Annotated in this window: 19 protein-coding genes; 11 read left to right on the forward strand and 8 right to left on the reverse strand. The window is 72.6% G+C overall.

Annotated features, from left to right (window positions below):
- Positions 1-35 precede the first annotated feature (35 nt).
- Complete coding sequence (locus tag PS271_RS19210; protein WP_398386931.1) at positions 36-944, forward strand: DMT family transporter; 909 nt, start codon at positions 36-38, stop codon at positions 942-944.
- Here PS271_RS19210 and PS271_RS19215 read toward each other — a convergent pair.
- The gene (locus PS271_RS19215; protein ID WP_398383275.1) at positions 941-2,047 is read right to left on the reverse strand and encodes a magnesium and cobalt transport protein CorA; all 1,107 of its coding nucleotides are present in this window, start codon (positions 2,045-2,047) and stop codon (positions 941-943) included. The two genes, PS271_RS19210 and PS271_RS19215, sit on opposite strands and share 4 nt — an antisense overlap.
- Positions 2,048-2,551: 504 nt before the next feature.
- Between PS271_RS19215 and PS271_RS19220 the strand changes: the two genes are divergently transcribed.
- The 4 genes from PS271_RS19220 (at position 2,552) to PS271_RS19235 (ending at position 5,607) form a co-directional block, all read left to right on the forward strand.
- Entirely contained in the window at positions 2,552-3,136 is a 585-nt protein-coding gene (locus PS271_RS19220) for a suppressor of fused domain protein (RefSeq protein WP_398383277.1), read from the forward strand.
- Between the two features lie 74 nt (positions 3,137-3,210).
- Positions 3,211-3,861 (forward strand): DUF6758 family protein, encoded by a 651-nt coding sequence (locus PS271_RS19225; RefSeq protein WP_398383279.1) that lies wholly within the window; start codon positions 3,211-3,213, stop codon positions 3,859-3,861.
- 100 nt (positions 3,862-3,961) lie between these two features.
- Positions 3,962-4,825 carry a PHP domain-containing protein gene (locus tag PS271_RS19230; protein ID WP_398383281.1) on the forward strand — a complete coding sequence of 288 codons (864 nt, stop codon included), beginning with the start codon at positions 3,962-3,964 and terminating at the stop codon, positions 4,823-4,825.
- A gap of 176 nt (positions 4,826-5,001) precedes the next feature.
- The gene (locus tag PS271_RS19235; protein WP_120753582.1) at positions 5,002-5,607 is read left to right on the forward strand and encodes a MarC family protein; all 606 of its coding nucleotides are present in this window, start codon (positions 5,002-5,004) and stop codon (positions 5,605-5,607) included.
- A 96-nt stretch (positions 5,608-5,703) separates the two neighbouring features.
- Here PS271_RS19235 and PS271_RS19240 read toward each other — a convergent pair whose 3' ends face one another.
- Positions 5,704-5,856: a DUF8834 family protein gene (locus PS271_RS19240; protein WP_169748814.1), complete on the reverse strand. Its 153-nt coding sequence runs from the start codon at positions 5,854-5,856 to the stop codon at positions 5,704-5,706.
- Positions 5,857-6,070: 214 nt separating this feature from the next.
- Between PS271_RS19240 and PS271_RS19245 the strand changes: the two genes are divergently transcribed.
- Positions 6,071-7,054, forward strand: coding sequence for an NYN domain-containing protein (locus tag PS271_RS19245; RefSeq protein ID WP_398383283.1), 984 nt, complete (start codon positions 6,071-6,073; stop codon positions 7,052-7,054).
- Between the two features lie 178 nt (positions 7,055-7,232).
- The gene (locus tag PS271_RS19250) at positions 7,233-8,024 is read left to right on the forward strand and encodes a VOC family protein (RefSeq protein WP_398383285.1); all 792 of its coding nucleotides are present in this window, start codon (positions 7,233-7,235) and stop codon (positions 8,022-8,024) included.
- A 30-nt stretch (positions 8,025-8,054) separates the two neighbouring features.
- Here the strand turns inward: PS271_RS19250 and PS271_RS19255 are convergent, their stop codons facing one another.
- Positions 8,055-8,915 (reverse strand): alpha/beta fold hydrolase, encoded by an 861-nt coding sequence (locus PS271_RS19255; protein ID WP_398383286.1) that lies wholly within the window; start codon positions 8,913-8,915, stop codon positions 8,055-8,057.
- 139 nt (positions 8,916-9,054) lie between these two features.
- The gene (locus PS271_RS19260; RefSeq protein WP_398383287.1) at positions 9,055-11,433 is read right to left on the reverse strand and encodes a DEAD/DEAH box helicase; all 2,379 of its coding nucleotides are present in this window, start codon (positions 11,431-11,433) and stop codon (positions 9,055-9,057) included.
- Positions 11,434-11,980: 547 nt separating this feature from the next.
- On the opposite strand from PS271_RS19260, the gene PS271_RS19265 reads away from it, so the two are divergent.
- The gene (locus PS271_RS19265) at positions 11,981-12,727 is read left to right on the forward strand and encodes a ferritin-like fold-containing protein (RefSeq protein ID WP_398383289.1); all 747 of its coding nucleotides are present in this window, start codon (positions 11,981-11,983) and stop codon (positions 12,725-12,727) included.
- Between the two features lie 57 nt (positions 12,728-12,784).
- Here PS271_RS19265 and PS271_RS19270 read toward each other — a convergent pair whose 3' ends face one another.
- From PS271_RS19270 to PS271_RS19285, 4 genes are all read right to left on the reverse strand, one after another.
- Complete coding sequence (locus tag PS271_RS19270; RefSeq protein WP_398383290.1) at positions 12,785-13,066, reverse strand: hypothetical protein; 282 nt, start codon at positions 13,064-13,066, stop codon at positions 12,785-12,787.
- Between the two features lie 158 nt (positions 13,067-13,224).
- Positions 13,225-13,452, reverse strand: a complete 228-nt coding sequence (locus PS271_RS19275) for a DUF3107 domain-containing protein (RefSeq protein ID WP_106682111.1) — start codon at positions 13,450-13,452, stop codon at positions 13,225-13,227.
- Between the two features lie 60 nt (positions 13,453-13,512).
- Entirely contained in the window at positions 13,513-14,151 is a 639-nt protein-coding gene (locus PS271_RS19280; RefSeq protein ID WP_356290359.1) for a TetR/AcrR family transcriptional regulator, read from the reverse strand.
- Positions 14,152-14,335: 184 nt separating this feature from the next.
- Complete coding sequence (locus PS271_RS19285) at positions 14,336-14,575, reverse strand: Rv3202a family protein (RefSeq protein WP_398383292.1); 240 nt, start codon at positions 14,573-14,575, stop codon at positions 14,336-14,338.
- Positions 14,576-14,716: 141 nt separating this feature from the next.
- Here PS271_RS19285 and PS271_RS19290 point away from each other — a divergent pair, with 141 nt between their 5' ends.
- From PS271_RS19290 to PS271_RS19300, 3 genes are all read left to right on the forward strand, one after another.
- Positions 14,717-15,697, forward strand: a complete 981-nt coding sequence (locus tag PS271_RS19290; protein ID WP_398383293.1) for an alpha/beta fold hydrolase — start codon at positions 14,717-14,719, stop codon at positions 15,695-15,697.
- Positions 15,690-17,216, forward strand: a complete 1,527-nt coding sequence (locus PS271_RS19295) for a DUF3152 domain-containing protein (RefSeq protein ID WP_398383294.1) — start codon at positions 15,690-15,692, stop codon at positions 17,214-17,216. Before PS271_RS19290 ends, PS271_RS19295 begins: the two co-directional genes overlap by 8 nt.
- A gap of 148 nt (positions 17,217-17,364) precedes the next feature.
- On the forward strand, positions 17,365-17,457 hold the full coding sequence (locus tag PS271_RS19300) for an Ms4533A family Cys-rich leader peptide (protein ID WP_324197103.1): 93 nt from the start codon (positions 17,365-17,367) through the stop codon (positions 17,455-17,457).
- The last annotated feature ends 161 nt before the right edge of the window (positions 17,458-17,618 follow it).

Genomic DNA, 17,618 nt, shown 5'->3' on the forward strand with positions numbered 1-17,618 from the left:
CGCGCCGTGAAGCCCTGCCCAAGGCAAGTGGGGCGATTCCCCGGCCCCACGCCCACGCCCACCCCCACCCCACCGTCCGTACGGACCTCTTCCTGCTCGCGATAGCCATCTCCGGCATTTCCCTCTCGGCCCCCCTGATCGCGGCGACCGCCGCCCCCGCCCTGGCCATCGCCTTCTGGCGCAACGCCATGGCCGTGGGCGCCCTCTCGCCCTTCGCCCTCACCCGGCACCGCGCCGAGCTCTTCTCTCTCGGCCGCCGGAACCTGCTCCTGGCCGTGGCCGCCGGCGCCCTGCTGGCCGTGCACTTCGGGGTGTGGCTGCCGAGCCTCCAGATGACGTCGGTCGCCTCCTCGACCGCCCTGGTCACCACGACCCCGATCTGGACGACGCTCCTGATGCGCCTGCGCGGCCACCGCCCGCCCGCGCTCGTGTGGGCGGGCACCGCCCTCGCGTTCCTGGGCGTGGTGATCCTGACCGGCGTCGACCTGTCCCTGTCCTCCCGCGCCCTCGCGGGGGACGCGCTCGCGCTCTTCGGCGGCATGGCCGCCGCCGGCTACGTGCTGCTGGGCGCGGAGGTGCGCCGTACGGTCGGCACGGTCACGTACAGCTACGTCTGCTACGGCACGACGACCGTCCTGCTGCTCGCCGCGTGCCTGGTCTCCGGCGCGTCCCTCGGAGGCTACGACGGCGGCACGTGGCTGAAGCTGGCCGTCCTGACGGTCACCGCGCAGCTGCTCGGCCACTCGCTGATCAACCGCGTGGTCAAGGGCCTCGGCCCGTCCGTCACCTCCACGGCGATCCTGCTGGAGACGCCGGGCGCGGCCCTGATCGCGGCGCTGTGGCTGGGTCAGACCCCGCCGGTCGCGTCCTACCCGGCGCTGGCGGTGATCATGGCCGGCCTGGGCCTCGTCATCATGGCCGACCGCGTGGCGAAGAAGGGCTAGAGCCAGCCGTTGCGCTTGAAGCCGCGGTGGATGGTGACACAGATGGCGACCGTCACGACCATGACCGCCGGATAGCCGTACTTCCAGTGCAGCTCCGGCATGTGGTCGAAGTTCATGCCGTAGATCCCGGCGATCATCGTCGGCACGGCGAAGATCGCCGCCCATGACGTGATCTTGCGCATGTCCTCGTTCTGCGCGACGGACGCCTGTGCGAGATTGGCCTGGAGGATCGAGTTCAGCAGGTCGTCGAAGGACAGGACCTGCTCGTGGACGCGGGCGAGGTGGTCGGCCACGTCCCGGAAGTACTTCTGGATGTCCGGGTCGACCAGCCGCATCGGCCGCTCGCTGAGCTGCTGCATCGGCCGCAGCAGCGGGGCGACGGCCCGCTTGAACTCCAGCACCTCGCGCTTGAGCTGGTAGATCCGGCCCGCGTCGCCGCCGCGCGAGGCGCCCTTGCCGGCGGGCGAGAAGACGTCGATCTCCACCTCGTCGATGTCGTCCTGCACGGCGTCGGCGACGGCGATGTAGCCGTCCACGACCTGGTCGGCGATCGCGTGCAGCACCGCGGACGGGCCCTTGGCCAGCAGCTCCGGGTCGTCCTGGAGGCGGTGGCGCAGCGCGCGCAGCGAGCCCTGGCCGCCGTGCCGGACGGTGATGATGAAGTCCGGCCCGGTGAAGCACATCACCTCGCCGGTCTCGACGACCTCGCTGGTCGCGGTGAGCTCGGCGTGCTCGACGTAGTGGATGGTCTTGAAGACGGTGAACAGCGTGTCGTCGTAGCGCTCCAGCTTGGGCCGCTGGTGGGCGTGGACGGCGTCCTCGACGGCGAGCGGGTGCAGCCCGAACTCGGCGGCGATGCCCGAGAACTCACGCTCCGTCGGCTCGTGCAGCCCTATCCAGGCGAAGCCGCCGCCCGCCCGCACCCGGCGCATCGCCTCGGCGGGGCTGACGTGGTCGCTCATGCGCTTGCCGCCGCGGTAGACGGCGCAGTCGACGACCGCGCTGCTGACCGAGGGGTCACGGGTGGTGTCGTAGTTGTACGGGGCGGCGTCCCGGCGCAGGGCGGGACGGACGGCGGCGCGCAGGTCGCGGATCATCGACATGGCAGGGCTCCTTCACGGGCCGGCCGCCAGCCCGGGTGCGGAGTGCGCGCGCAACGCTGTCCGGAACGTGGACGTGTATCCATGGCCGGGTACACGTCCGCACATCGGACGGCGCTTCGAGCAGTGCGGGAGGCTGACGGCAGTTCGCGGAGAACTTCGCAGAGAAGCGGAGTACTTCGAAGCAGAGAACTTCGCAGAGAACACGGAACAAAGCGGGAAAGGCGCTCTTCCGTCGGGCACTGCGGGCGCGAAAGAACTTCCGGGAAAACGTCGGCGGCACTGCCGGGTCGGAAGATCTCAGATCACAGGGTGTGCGTCCGGAGCGAAGGGACGGGAGAACTGCCGGTACTGCACGGTCGACTAGGATCCACCGCAGCCCCACCTCCTCCGGCCGGTCCCCGCTGAGGGACGAACGTAACTCCCTGACCAGAGGTCAAGGCTAGCAGCCACTTGACCCGTCAATACCCTCCTTTGCCCGTTCGATACGCGTTCTATGCTCACTGCATGGCAGACGTTCTCGCACTGGTCGAGGCCCGGCTCCGGACAGCCCTGGGCGAACCGGACGCGCGCGCAGCGGTGACCTTCCTCGGCACGGACCGGATCGAGGTCCTCCGGTTCCATGACGGGGACGTCGTCCGCTACGCCACGCTCGGCATGTCGGCCCAGCCCATGGCCGACCCCACGGCCGTGATCGCCGATCCCTTGCGCGGCCCCCGCGCCGAGCTCGTCCTCTCCGTCCGCGCCGGCCTCGCCGACACGGACAAGGTGCTGCGCCCGCTCGCCGTCCTCGCCGCGTCCCCCCAGGTGGAGGGCCTGGTCGTCGCGCCCGGCGCGTCGCTCGACACCGGCGAACCGCTGTGGCCCGGAGCCCCCTTCACCTCCGTCCTCGTCGCCGAGTCCGGGGGCCTGGTCGAGGACCTGGAGCTGGACGCCCCCATGGACCCCGTCCGCTTCCTCCCCCTGCTGCCCATGACCCCCAACGAGGCGGCCTGGAAGCGCGTGCAGGGAGCGGAGGCGCTGCAAGAGCGGTGGCTGAAGAACGGCACCGACCTGCGTGATCCGAAGCGCTCCGGGGTACCCCTGGGGTGACCGTCCGGGCCCGCGCCGTCCGGACGGGTGATCGTCCTTGACGCGGCGGCGGCCTGGGAGGACCGTTGGAGGCTATGAGGGGCGAACCCAGTTGCCCGAAGTGCGGTGGCCGGGTGCGAGCGCCCGGTCTCTTCGCCGACTCGTGGCAGTGCGACGTCCACGGCACGGTGTACCCCTTGCAGCCCGTCGTCCCGCCGAGCGTGGATGCGCTGGCCGTCGTCGTCAACCGCTCCCACGTGCCCGTGTGGATGCCCTGGCCGCTGCCCGTCGGGTGGCTGTTCACGGGCGTGGTCTGCGCGGGGGACGACCGAAGCGGCGGGCGGGCCACCGCCGTCGCCTGCTCCGGGCCGAGCCCCCTGGGCGGCCCCGGCGAGCTGCTCCTGGTGGCCGAGGAGCTCGGCGTCGGCCTCGGCGCGCGCTACGCCGGCATCGACGGCCCCGACCCCGGCGCCTCCCTGCGCGTCGACAGCTCCCCGCACGCCAAGGTGCACGCGGCCGGGCGTCCCACGCCCCTCTGGCACGTCGAGGGCGCGCCCGAGGACCGGGCCGTCTTCGCGGGCGAGGCGCGGGGGCTGTGGCTGTGGGCCGTGGTCTGGCCCGAGCGGTCGGGCCTCCTGATGTACGACGAACTGGTCCTCACGGACCTGCGGGACGCGGGCGCGGAGGTGGACCTCCTCCCGTGCGGCGCGCTCTCCCCTCGCTTGCTGCCCCCACCGGGCCGCTAGCGCCGGCCGGGCGGGCGGGAAGCGCCGTGACCGGGGCCCGGGGCGGCCCCGGTTATCCTGAAGCGGTCCCTGTTGTTCCGTTGCCGTGAGGAGCCGTGTCGTGCGCATCGACCTGCACACCCACTCCACGGCCTCCGACGGCACGGACACCCCCGCCGAGCTGGTCCGCAACGCGGCCGCGGCCGGGCTGGACGTCGTGGCGCTCACCGACCACGACGGCGTCGGCGGCCACGCCGAGGCCATCGCGGCGCTGCCCGCCGGGCTGACCCTGGTCACCGGCGCGGAGCTGTCCTGCCGGCTCCCCGGCCCGGACGGCTTCAGCGTCCACATGCTGGCGTACCTCTTCGACCCGCTGGAGCCGGACCTGGCCCGCGAGCGGGACCTCGTCCGCGACGACCGCGTCCCCCGCGCCCGCGCCATGGTCACCAAGCTCAACGACCTCGGCGTGCCCGTCACGTGGGAGCGCGTCGCGCAGATCGCCGGCGACGGCGCCGTCGGCCGGCCGCACGTGGCCAGCGCCATGGTCGAGCTCGGCGTCGTGCGCAGCGTCTCCGACGCCTTCACCTCCGAGTGGCTCTCGGGCGACGGCCGCGCCTTCGTCGAGAAGCACGAGCTGGATCCGTTCGACGCGATCCGCCTGGTCAAGGCGGCCGGCGGCGTCACCGTCCTGGCGCACCCGTTCGCGCTCAAGCGCGGCAACTGCGTCTCCGAGAGCGCGATAGCCGAGCTGGCCTCGGCCGGGCTCGACGGCATCGAGGTCGACCACATGGACCACGACGCCCCCACCCGCGCCCGGCTGCGCGGCCTCGCCGCCGACCTCTCCCTGCTGACCACGGGTTCCAGCGACTACCACGGCAGCCGCAAGACCTGTTCGCTCGGCGAGTTCACGACCGACCCGGAAATCTACGGCGAGATCACGCGCCGGGCCACGGGCGCGTTCCCCGTCCCCGGCGCCGGCGGCTGACCCGCACCCCTCTTCCGGTTCCGGTCGCGCCCGCACACCCCCGTCCCCACCACCCCCGGTGATGCCGTGCGCGGGTGACCGCACCCGTACGCCCCCCGCCCGCACCGCCGTACGCCCGTACGCGCCGACGGGCGTTCCGCACCTGCTCGCACCACCCACTCCTGCAAGGCTCACCTGTGTTCGACTTCGCCGTCTTCGGATCCCTCTTTCTCACCCTCTTCGTGATCATGGACCCGCCCGGGATCACGCCGATCTTCCTCGCCCTCACCTCCGGCCGCCCGGCCAAGGTCCAGCGCCGCATGGCCTGGCAGGCGGCCGCGGTCGCCTTCGGCGTGATCACCGTCTTCGGTATCTGCGGCCAGCAGATCCTGGACTACCTGCACATCACCACGCCGGCGCTGATGATCGCGGGCGGTCTGCTCCTGCTGCTGATCGCGCTGGACCTGCTCACGGGCAAGTCGGAGGAGCCGACGCAGACCAAGGACGTCAACGTGGCGCTCGTGCCGCTCGGCATGCCGCTGCTCGCGGGGCCGGGTGCGATCGTCTCGGTGATCCTCGCCGTGCAGCACGCGGACTCGGCCGGCGCGCAGATCTCGGTGTGGGCGGCGATCGCCGCGATGCACGTCGTGCTGTGGCTCGTGATGCGCTACTCGCTGCTGATCATCCGGGTGATCAAGGACGGCGGCGTGGTGCTGGTGACGCGCCTCGCGGGCATGATGCTCTCCGCGCTGGCCGTCCAGCAGATCATCAACGGCATCACGCAGGTGATCGAGGCCAGGTGACCCGCGGCCGCGCCGGGCGCGCGGTCGCACATGCGACGACACCCCCGTACGGACAGTCCGTACGGGGGTGTCGCTGTTCGCGAAGGAGCGTCGGCGCTACTGTGCCGCGGAGGCGGCCGGGCGGATATAGATGCGCTGACCCGTCGAAGCGGCCTGCTGCACGATCCGGTTGACGGAGGCGGCGTCCACGACGGTGCTGTCCACGGCGGTGCCGTTGACGTCGTCCAGGCGCATGATTTCGAAGCGCACGGCTTCTCCCTTCGTCTGATCCTCCTGAGGAGAACTGCATGGCTGACGGAACGCACCGCGTCCGTGGGGCGCGTTCCGTAGGGGTACAACGATGTTACCCCTGCAAACATTCCCTACGCTAAGGAAATTTTTAACATGACTAAGAATTGTTAAATCCGTGTAACCGACCGCGTTGTTGCCGTAACCGCCTGTGCGTAACGAACGAGACGACACCATGACGGATCCTTCCGAGCAGTCCCCCGAGCACGAGCAGTCCCCCGAGCCCGACCGGTCCGCCGGACGCGAGCAGCCCTCCGAGCACCTGCACGCCATCGCCGCCGCCGTCCAGCGCACCAACGACCTCCTCACGCGCGTGCTGGCCGAGGTCGCCACCACCCCCTCCACCCACGCGATCTTCGTCGACGCCGGCTACGTGTACGCGGCCGCCGGCCGCCTCGTCGCCGGCACCGAGGACCGCCGCTCCTTCGACCTCGACGCCGAAGGGCTGATCGAAGCCTTCATCGACAGGGCGCGCACGATCTTCCCCGACAGCCGGCTGCTGCGCGTCTACTGGTACGACGGCGCCCGCCGCCGCATCCACACCACCGAGCAGCAGCGCATCGCCGAGCTCCCCGACGTCAAGGTCCGCCTCGGCAACCTCAACGCCAACAACCAGCAGAAGGGCGTCGACTCCCTCATCCGCACCGACCTCGAATCGCTCGCCCGCCACCGGGCCATCAGCGACGCGGCCCTCATCGGCGGCGACGAGGACCTCGTCTCGGCCGTCGAGGCCGCCCAGGGCTACGGCGCCCGCGTCCACCTGTGGGGCATCGAGGCGGCCGGCGGACGCAACCAGGCCGAGCCGCTGCTGTGGGAGGTCGACAGCCAGCGCACCTTCGACCTCGACTTCTGCAAGCCGTACGTCACCCGGCGCACCACCCACGAGGCGTACGCCGACGGCGCCTTCGCCGGCCGGCCCGCGCCCGGCCGCGACGACGTGCGGTTCGTCGGCGCCCAGGTCGCGGCCCAGTGGCTGGCCTCGCGCGGCCGCGACAACGTCGCCGAGCTGCTCCCCGGGCACCCCATCCTGCCCGGAGCCGTCGACCAGGAGCTCCTCGTCGAGGCCGAGGCGCTGCTCGGCCTGTCCCTGCGCGGGCACGCCGACCTGCGCCGGGCCCTGCGCGACGGCTTCTGGGACCACTTGCACACCCAGTTCTGATCCGCACCCGTTCCGGCCGGGCTTCCCTCGGATGGGATCAACTGCGGGGGGAAAGCGCGTGCCGGAATGCATACGGGGAAGCCGAGTGGAACCCTGGCAGGGGGCCGTGGCCATTGGTCCGGCCACCCCCGACGGGGACTCCTGACTCGCAATCGGAACAGAAACGAGGCGATCGGCCATGTCGGTCACTGACCGTGCCGTGCCCGGGGCGCCGTGCTGGGTGAGCCTGCTGACCGGCGACCTCGCCGCGGCACAGGCCTTCTACGGCGCCGTCATGGGCTGGACCTTCCGCCGCGGCAGCCTCGGGGAGGACTTCTCCGTCGCCCTCTCCGACGGCAGGCCCGTCGCCGGCATCGGCAACGTCGCCCGCCGCATGGGCGTGCCCGTCTCCTGGACCTCCTACTTCGTCGTCGACGACGCCGACGTGACCGCCGCGCGCATCCGCGAGCGCAGCGCCACCGTCGCCGTCGGCCCCCTCTCCGTCGGCCCCGGCCGCGCCGCGCTGGCCGCCGACCCCGCCGGGGCCGTCTTCGGCTTCTGGGAGGGCAGGACCCTGCGCGAGTGGCAGATCGGCCAGCGGGGCGCCCCGGCCTGGCTGGAGCTCCGCACCCGCGACGCGTTCGCCTCCGCCATCTTCTACGGCGAGGTCTTCGAATGGGCCACGGGGCGGCCCGACCGCTGCGAGGTCCGCTACGAGGACGAGGCCGTCATGGTGCGGTCCGGCGGCCACACCGTGGCCTGCCTGCGCGGCGGCGCCATCGAGGCCGCCCCCGACCCGCGGATCCGGCCCCGCTGGCACGTCTACTTCTGCGTCGAGGACGTGGAGAAGGCCGTCGAGTCCGCGCTCGCGGCCGGGGGCACCGTGGTCGTGGAACCGGGGGAGTCGGAGGTGGGGCGCGAGGCGACGCTGTGCGACCCGGACGGCGGGCTCTTCACGGTCACGACCGGCTCGGCCGATGACCGGCTCTGACGCCCGGCTCTGACGCTCAGACCTTGACGTTCAGGCCCGGTCGGACAGCTCCCAGAAGCGGAGCAGCGCCTCGGCCGTGGGGCCCGGCCGCTCGGCGTTGGGCGAGTGCTCGGCACCCTCGATGACCGTACGGGTGGCGGAGAGCTCCTTCGCCATCGCGTCCATGGACGGCACGGGCCACGCGTAGTCCACGGCCCCCGACAGGACGTGCTTGGGCAGCGGCACCGCGGCCAGCTCCGCCGTACGGTCCGGCTCCGACGTCAACTGCCTGCCCGTCGCCATCAGTTGCTCGGGCACCGTCCCCATCCAGCGCCGGCGGAGGAACGCGTCCAGCTCCGGCGGGACGGGCGCGGCCGGGGCGCTCTCCCCGTCCGCCCTGCGCATCTCCAGCCACACCGCGCCCATGTCGTACGCGCCGAGCGCCGCGATCAGGCGCCGCGTGCGCTCTTGCTGCGGTGCGCAGATCGCGGCCGGGCCGCAGCTCATGAGGGTCAGCGACCGGAACGGGGAGGCGTCGGCCAGCACCGCGGCGCGGCAGATCAGCCCTCCGAGCGAGTGCCCCAGCAGGTGCACGCCGCCGCCGAGGGCCGCCGCCTGGGCGAGCACGTCCCGCGCCAACTCGGCGCGGGCGTACGCCGCCTCGTCGCGCGGCCCGCCGCTCTCGTACTGCCCGCGCCCGTCCACGGCCACGGCCCGGTACCCGGCCGCCGAGAGCGGCTCCAGCAGCGCGATGAAGTCCTCCTTGCTGCCGGTGAAACCGGGCACGAGCAGGACGGTGCCGCGCGGGGGAGCGGCGGGAAGGGCGTCGAGCACCGCGAAGTCCCCGCGGGGCGTGGAGAGCCGGTGGGCGCGGGCACGCGGGGGCAGCGTGAGGAAGGGGGGCCTGCTCATGGCATGAGGCTAACGGTTCGCTGCGGCGGGGTTGAGAGCAGCGGGGGCGGTGCCGGACCGGCCCGGTCGGCGGGACGGCGAAGGCCGGTCACCCCACGAGCGTGGGGTGACCGGCCTTCATGCGTCAGCAGACCGGGCGTCAGGCCTCCGTGGTGGCCACGGCCTTCTTCGCGGCCGTCTTGCGGGTGCGCTTGGGCTTCTCCGCGACCTCGGCCTCCACGGCCTCGGTCTTGGCGGCAGCGGCCTTGCGCGTGCGCTTCGGCTTCGCCTCGGCCTCTGCCGCGGGCTCGGCCACGGCCTTCTTGGCGGCCGTCTTGCGGGTCCGCTTCGGCTTCTCCGCGACCTCGGTCGCAGCTTCGGCCTCCACGGCCTCCGCCTTGGGGGCGGCAGCCTTACGGGTCCGCTTCGGCTTGGCCTCGGCCGCCTCGGCCGTGTCGACCGCTTCCACGGCCTTCTTGGCGGCGGTCTTGCGGGTGCGCTTGGGCTTCTCCGCAGCCTCGGTCACGACCTCGGCCTCGGCGACGGTCTCCACCGCGGCCACGGCCTTCTTGGCGGCCGTCTTGCGGGTCCGCTTCGGCTTCTCCGCGACCTCGGTCGCAGCCTCGGCCTCTACGGCCTCCGCCTTGGGGGCGGCGGCCTTGCGCGTGCGCTTCGGCTTCTCCACGACGACGATCTCGGCCTCGGCGGCCGGCTCGACCGCCGCAGCCTTCTTCGCAGCCGTCTTGCGGGTGCGCTTCGGCTTCGCCTCCACGGCCTCCGCCGTGTCGACCACAGCCTCGGCGGGGGCCGCCGCGGCCTTCTTGGCGCGGGTCCGGCGGGCCGGCTTGGCCGGAGCCTCGGCCTCGGCCGGCTCCTGAGCCGGAACGACCGGCGCGGTCTCGACGACCGGAGCCGCCTCGACGACGGGCACCGTCTCGGCAGCCACCACCGCGGCAGCGGCCTCCGGCTTCGCCGCACGCGTGCGGCGGCGGCGCGGCTGGGCCGGAACCTCCGCGGCGGGCGCCGGAGCGGCAGCCTCGACCGGAGCGGCCGGCTCAGCGGTCACCACGGTCTCGGCCGCGACGGCCGCCACCGGGGCCGCCGAGCCGGAACCACCGCGCGTACGACGACGACGGCGCGGCTTCGCGGGCGTAGCAGGAGCACCCTCGGCGACGGGGGCCGCAGCAGCCGCCGGCGCGGCCGCGGCCTGCTCGCTGCCGAGCGAGGCCCCGCCACGGGTGCGGCGGCGCTGACGCGGCGTGCGCGTCCGGGCCGGGCGCTCCTCGGTCTCCTGGCGCGGGCCACGGTCCCGGTCGCGGTCACGGCCGCCGCGGCCACCACGGCCGCCGGTCTCGCCGAGATCCTCGATCTCCTCCGCCGCGAGCCCGGCAAGGGTCCGCTCGGAGCGCGGCAGTATGCCCTTCGTGCCGGCGGGGATGCCGAGCGCCTCGTACAGGTGCGGGGACGTGGAGTACGTCTCCTCGGGCTCGTCGAAGGGGAGCTCCAGCGCCTTGTTGATGAGCTTCCAGCGCGGGATGTCGTCCCAGTCGACGAGGGTGACGGCCGTACCCGACTTGCCGGCGCGGCCGGTGCGGCCGATCCGGTGCAGGTAGGTCTTCTCGTCCTCGGGGGCCTGGTAGTTGATGACGTGGGTGACGTCGTCGACGTCGATGCCGCGGGCGGCGACGTCGGTGCAGACGAGGACGTCGACCTTGCCGTTGCGGAAGGCGCGCAGCGCCTGCTCGCGGGCGCCCTGGCCGAGGTCGCCGTGGACCGCGCCGGAGGCGAAGCCGCGGCGCAGGAGCTGGTCGGCGATGTCCGCGGCGGTCCGCTTCGTGCGGCAGAAGATCATCGCGCGGTTGCGGCCCTCGGCCTGGAGGATGCGGGCGACCATCTCCGGCTTGTCCATGTTGTGGGCACGGAAGATGTGCTGCGCGATGTTGGCGTGGGTCTGGCCCTCGTCGTCCGGCGAGGTGGCGCGGATGTGCGTGGGCTGGGACATGTAGCGCCGCGCGAGGGAGATGACCGCGCCCGGCATGGTGGCCGAGAAGAGCATGGTCTGGCGCTTGGCCGGGAGCATCGTGATGATGCGCTCGACGTCGGGGAGGAAGCCCAGGTCGAGCATCTCGTCGGCCTCGTCCAGGACGAGGGCCTTGACGTGCGCGAGGCTGAGCTTCTTCTGGCCGGCGAGGTCGAGCAGGCGGCCGGGGGTGCCGACGATGACGTCGACGCCCTTCTTGAGGGCCTCGACCTGCGGCTCGTAGGCACGGCCGCCGTAGATGGCCTGGACGCGGACGTTGCGCACCTTGCCGGCGGTCAGGAGGTCGTTGGTGACCTGCTGGCACAGCTCACGGGTGGGGACCACGATGAGCGCCTGGGCGGAGTCGGTCAGCTGCTCGGGCTTCGCCCGGCCCGCCTCGACGTCCGCGGGGACGACCACGCGCTCCAGGAGGGGGAGGCCGAAGCCCAGCGTCTTGCCGGTGCCGGTCTTGGCCTGGCCGATGACGTCGGAGCCCGAGAGGGCGACCGGGAGCGTCATCTCCTGGATCGGAAAGGGGTGAACGATGCCGACGGCTTCGAGCGCTTCGGCCGTCTCGGGGAGGATTCCCAGGTCTCGGAAGGTCGAGGGGTTCGAGAGAGTGGACAGGATCTTGCCTCTTCTGTGAGACGCGGCGCTGGGCGGCGAAGGGGGTCGTACAGGTCGTACGGACCGCGCCGGGGTGCTGTCCGGCCTGGGGACGCCGGAAGGCGCGGGACCACTGCCTTCGCTCGAGCACACGTGCCGCGAGCGGATCCCTCCTGGTACGCACGTCTCGTGCGCGCCGTGCGGAGGGCGGTCGGTTTTGGAAGCCGATCGGGCCACCGACCGGGCATCCGCTGGGGGCCCAGGGGCTGGGGCGAGAAAATGCCCCCGGAGGACACAGCATGGGACAGCCTGCCGACACACTCGACAGGCGCATTACCACTGTACCCCGGAAAGGCGCATGTGTGTCCGGACAATCCTCCGGACATTCCTTGGGACAGATCCGGATGAAGTAGCTGACCTGGGGCTTCCCCGGGTTGCGAAGCGGGCTATTGTGCGCTCCATGGAGACGTCCGACAACGCTGAGAACGCCAACGAGCCCACCGAGGCGCTCACCGGGATCGCCGCCCAGGACTGGGATCAGGCATCCGCCGACCCGCAGTACCGCGCGGCGGTCGTGGACCTGCTGGGCGCGCTCGCCTACGGCGAGCTGGCCGCCTTCGAGCGGCTCGCCGAGGACGCCAAGCTGGCGCCGTCGCTCGACGACAAGGCCGAGCTGGCGAAGATGGCCGCGGCGGAGTTCGGCCACTTCCAGCGGCTGCGCGACCGGCTGACCGCGATCGACGTGGACCCGACCGGCGCCATGCAGCCCTTCGCGGCCGCCCTGGACGAGTTCCACCGCCAGACGGCGCCCTCGGACTGGCTGGAGGGCCTGGTCAAGGCCTACGTGGGCGACTCGATCGCCAGTGACTTCTACCGCGAGGTGGCGGCCCGCCTGGACTCCGACACCCGCGCCCTGGTGCTGACCGTGCTGGACGACACCGGTCACGCCACGTTCGCGGTCGAGAAGGTGCGCGCCGCGATCGAGGCCGAGCCGCGCGTCGGCGGCCGCCTCGCGCTGTGGGCGCGCCGGCTGATGGGCGAGGCGCTCTCGCAGGCGCAGCGCGTCGTCGCCGACCGTGACGCGCTCTCCACGATGCTCGTGGGCGGCGTGGCCGACGGCTTCGACCTCGCGGAGGTCGGGAAGATGTTCTCCCGGATCACCGAGGCGCACACCAAGCGCATGGCCGCGCTGGGCCTCGCGGCCTGACCGCAGTACGCCTGAAGACACCGGCCCGGGCTCCGGCCCGGGCCGCACCGCGCCCCTTCAGGCCGTGGCTGATCGGCGGGCCGGGTGGTCGCCCTGGCGCAGCAGCAGCGACAGCAGCGCGACGGCCACCCCCAGCGAGACCGCCAGGACGGCAGGGGTCTGCCCCGGGCCGAGGACCGAATGGCCGAGCAGGGCGCCGAAGAGCGCCGCGACGGGACCGGTGGCCAGCGTCAGCGGCCGCGAGCGGAACTGCCCGTACCGCTCGGGCAGCCAGTGCAGGGCGCCGTAGGACACGGCGAGGCCGATGAGAAGCGAGCCGAGCACTTCCCAGAGGATCATCGTCACTTCCCTCCCGTACGGGGCGAAGGGCGGGTGCAAACCGGTCGAAGCCGTACTACCCCACGAGGGTCTCCGGCAACCTCCCCGGCGTGCATCCGTAACGACAACGGCGGGGCCCCGGTGAATTCCTCACCGGGGCCCCGCCGCTGGAAGCGCTCTCAGAGCGCGCCGAAGCCGACCTTGCGGGCCGCCGGCTCGCCGATCTCCACGTACGCCAGGCGCTCGGACGGGACCAGGACCTTGCGGCCGCGGCTGTCCTCCAGGCTGAGCAGCGGTGCCTTGCCGGCCAGCGCGTCGGAGATCACCCGCTCGACCTCCTCGGCACTCTGGGTGCTCTCGATGACGATCTCGCGCGGCGCGTGCTGCACGCCGATCTTGACCTCCACGGCTTACGTCCCTCCGAAGGTGTGGGTTGATGTCCACACATTAGCCCGGGACGGTCCGGGTCAGTGCTGCTCGGGGGCGTTCTTCGGGAAGCCCGCGATGCCGCGCCAGGCGAGCGAGGTCAGCAGCTGGACGGCGGTGGCGCGGGGCACCGTGCTCTCGCTGGAGAGCCAGTAGCGCGCGACCACCTGTGAGACGCCGCCCAGGCCCACGGCCAGCAGCATCGCCTCGTCCTTCGACAGGCCCGTGTCCTCGGCGATGACGTCGCTGATCGCCTCGGCGCACTGGAGCGAGACCTTGTCGACGCGCTCGCGCACGGCCGGCTCGTTGGTCAGGTCCGACTCGAAGACCAGGCGGAAGGCGCCGCCCTCGTCCTCGACGTAGGCGAAGTAGGCGTCCATGGTGGCCGCCACCCGCAGCTTGTTGTCGGACGTGGAGGCCAGGGCGGTGCGCACCGCGTGCAGCAGGTTCTCGCAGTGCTGGTCCAGCAGGGCCAGGTAGAGGTCCAGCTTGCCCGGGAAGTGCTGGTAGAGCACCGGCTTGCTGACGCCCGCCCGCTCGGCGATGTCGTCCATCGCCGCGGCGTGGTACCCCTGGGCGACGAAGACTTCCTGGGCCGCGCCCAGCAGCTGGTTGCGTCGGGCTCGGCGCGGCAGGCGCGTGCCTCGCGGCCGCGCCTCGGTCTGCTCGATGGCTGTCACGCCGCCTCCCAAGATTGTTCACTGCACGGTATGCACCGCGCCCGCCATCGTACTTTTGGGTAACCCGGGCGTGCGTGGTCGGAGCGGAGAATTTCACGGACCGGACGCTGTGGGAAGTCGACAAAATCCTGACAATTGGCGCAGGTCTGCCCCCGGCCCCGTGGTCAGCCGCGGTTACCCGGGGTCAGCGGTAGTCGTCCTCGTCCAGCTCCACGACCCGCGCCTGCTCGGCGAGGTCCGCCTCGTTCGCGGCGGCCGGGTCCAGGACGGCGAGGGGGTCGTCGCGGTGCTGGGTCAGGTCGGCGTGCTGCTCCACGGCGTCGGCTTCCGGGGCCTCGGCGTCGTATTCCGTCACGTCGGCGTCCTCCTCGTCGAACTCGTCGAAGTCATCGAACGTATCGGGGTTGATCGGGTCGACAGGCATGCGGACCCTCTCTCCGGTATCCGGGAAGTGCGCCCTCGTACTTCTTGCGGTCGAGCCTAGGAGACAAGGGCTCGCCCCGCCAGGTGATCTGTGACCCCCGCCACAACGGCCCCGGCGTGATCCTCTCGTAACATTGCCCGCATGTCTTCGACCGAGCCGGATGCCCGTACCGTCCCCGTGGTGCCTCCCGGTCGGCCCTCGCGCGTCAGCGAGGGCGAGGAGGTCCGCACGGTGGCCCTGCCCGGGGTCACGCTGGCCGTGCGCTCCCGCCCGCCCCGGGTGCCCGGGCTCGCGCCCGCGCTCTGCGTCCACGGCCTCGGCGGCTCCTCGCAGAACTGGTCCGCGCTCATGGAGCTGCTCGCCGGCGACGTCGCCTGCGAGGCGCTCGACCTGCCCGGCTTCGGCGACTCCCCGCCCCCGGACGACGGCGACTACTCGCTCACCGCCTTCGCCCGGGCCGTCATCCGCTACCTCGACGCGAGCGGCCGCGGCCCCGTGCACCTCATCGGCAACTCCATGGGCGGCGCCATAGCGACCCGCGTGGCCGCCGTCCGCCCGGACCTGGTCCGCACGCTCACCCTGGTCTCACCGGCGCTGCCCGAGCTGCGCCCGCAGCGCACGGCGGCGCCCACGGCCCTGCTCGCGCTGCCCGGCGTGGCGGCCCTCTTCGCACGGCTGACGAAGGACTGGACACCCGAGCGCCGTACGCGTGACGTCCTCGCGCTCTGTTACGGAGACCCCGGACGAGTGACATCCGAGGGCTTCGCCCTGGCCGTCGCGGAGTACGAGCGCCGCCTGGAGCTCCCCTACTTCTGGGACGCCATGGCCCGCTCCGCACGGGGAGTGGTCGACGCGTACACCCTTGGGGGCCAGCATTCGCTGTGGCGGCAGGCGGAGCGCGTCCTTGCCCCTACTCTTCTGGTCTACGGAATGCGCGACCAGCTCGTCTCCATCCGGATGGCCCGACGTGCCGGCAGGACTTTCCGCGACTCGCGGCTGCTGACGCTGGTGGAATCGGGACATGTCGCCATGATGGAGGACCCGGACGCGGTGGCTCGTGCCTTCCGCGACCTCGTAGCGGACACCGTCACTGCCGATCGGAGCGCCTCGCCTCGTGGGTAAGCACAGCGCACGCGCCCCCCGCGCCGTCTCCCGGCCCGCCGCGCCCGCCGCCTCCGGTGCGGGCGGCGGGCCGGGCGCGGCCGGGCACGACGCCACGGCCGCCCCGCAGGGCGAAAGCGAGGGCGAGCCACTCGGCGGGCCGTTCGGCCCGGCAGGTACTTCTGGTCCGGCAGGCTGGTCAGGCTCTTTCGAGGCCCCGGGCCCCTTCGATCCGCACGGCTCCTTCAGTCCGGCCGGTTCCTTCGATCCGCACGGTTCTTTCGACCCGTCTTTTGACCCGTCTTTTGACCCGCCGGGTTCTTACGGCCCGTCAGGGTCCTTCGATTCTTCTGACGATCCCTCCGACTCGTTCGACGCCTTCAGACGGCAGGACGTCGGCGTCGGCTGGGGCGTCATCGGTGTGCAGCGCGTCCACGGCGCGGACCCCGGGACGTACGGCCCGGGGAGCGTTCCCGGCGACGACGCGCGGCTGGCCGGCTACCTCGGCGGATACGCGGCCGAGCAGGAGGCCGCCCCCTCGCCGTACTGGCTCGGTGGCGCTCCCTCCGCTTCCGGCCCGGCCGCCGGCCCCGTCCTGACGGAAGACCCCGCACCCGCCGCGGCCTCCGCTCCCTCCGCTCCCTCCGCCCCTCCCGCGCGGGTGCCCGCGCCCCGGCCGGGCACCGCCCGCCCCCGCACCGGCGGATCCCGCGGCACCTCCCGCGACACCGGCTCCCCGAAGTCCGGCGGCGGCATGGCGCGGACGGCCACCGGCGTGGCCGCGGCCGTCGTGACGGCCGTGCTCGCCGTCGTCGTCGCCGGGCAGGTCGAGGACGGCACGGACACCCAGGCGCAGGCGCGCCCCGCCGACGTCGAGCGCGCGAGACCGGACGCCGCCTCCCGCTCGGACAGCCGCCCCACGCCCAACGGCGGCGCCGCCGAGCAGCTCACGTACGAACAGAAGATGGACCGCAAGTACCCCTTGGACGAGAAGGCCAAGGGCAGCGGCTCCTTCGAAACCGTCGGCGGCCACGACAGCGCACCCGGCCGCGGCGACGTGCTGCGCTACCGCGTCGACGTGGAGAAGGGCCTGCCGCTCGACGGCGAGCTCTTCGCCACCGCCGTCCACCGCACGCTCAACGACGAGCGCAGCTGGGGCCACGGCGGCACCCGTACGTTCGAGCGGGTCTCCTCCGGGCACGCGGACTTCGTCATCACGCTGGCCACGCCGGGCACGACGGCCGTGTGGTGCGCCAAGTCGGGCCTGGACACCACCGAGGACAACGTCTCCTGCGACTCCGCCGCGACCGACCGCGTCATGATCAACGCCTACCGGTGGGCGCAGGGCGCCCCCACGTACGGCGACAAGATCTACGCCTACCGGCAGATGCTCATCAACCACGAGGTCGGCCACCGCCTCGGGCACGACCACGAGACGTGCGGCAAGGAGGGCGCGCTCGCGCCGGTGATGATGCAGCAGACCAAGTTCCTGACGACGGACGGCGTCACCTGCCGGCCGAACCCCTGGCCGCACCCCTGACCGGCCTGGCCCGGTGATCCGCCGGCCCGGGGCCCGGTGAGCCGCCGGGCTTCGTCCCGGTGATCCAATGTCCCGCTGTCCGGGACGTCTCATCTCTGGATGTGAGACACCTTGGACAGGGGCCGAAAATTCGTTCAGTCTTCTGCGCATGTCGTACCGCCACGCCTCCGAGAACGCCGCCTTCGTGCTGGCGCTGATCGGCGTGGCCGCGCACAGCGTCGCCGACATCCACTGTCGCTGAGACCGCCCTTCCCCTCGCGCCGTCCCGCGCTGCCCCGCAGCGTCGCGTCCGCCGGGGGCGGTTCCGCGCTCCCCGCGCTCGTGTCCACCGCCTTCCGCGGGTGCTTCCTGCTCCCCGTTTCCTCGGTTCGCCCCTCCTTCGGCTCACCGTCGCATTCCCGC

The sequence above is a fragment of the Streptomyces sp. SCA2-17 genome (assembly GCF_044336695.1).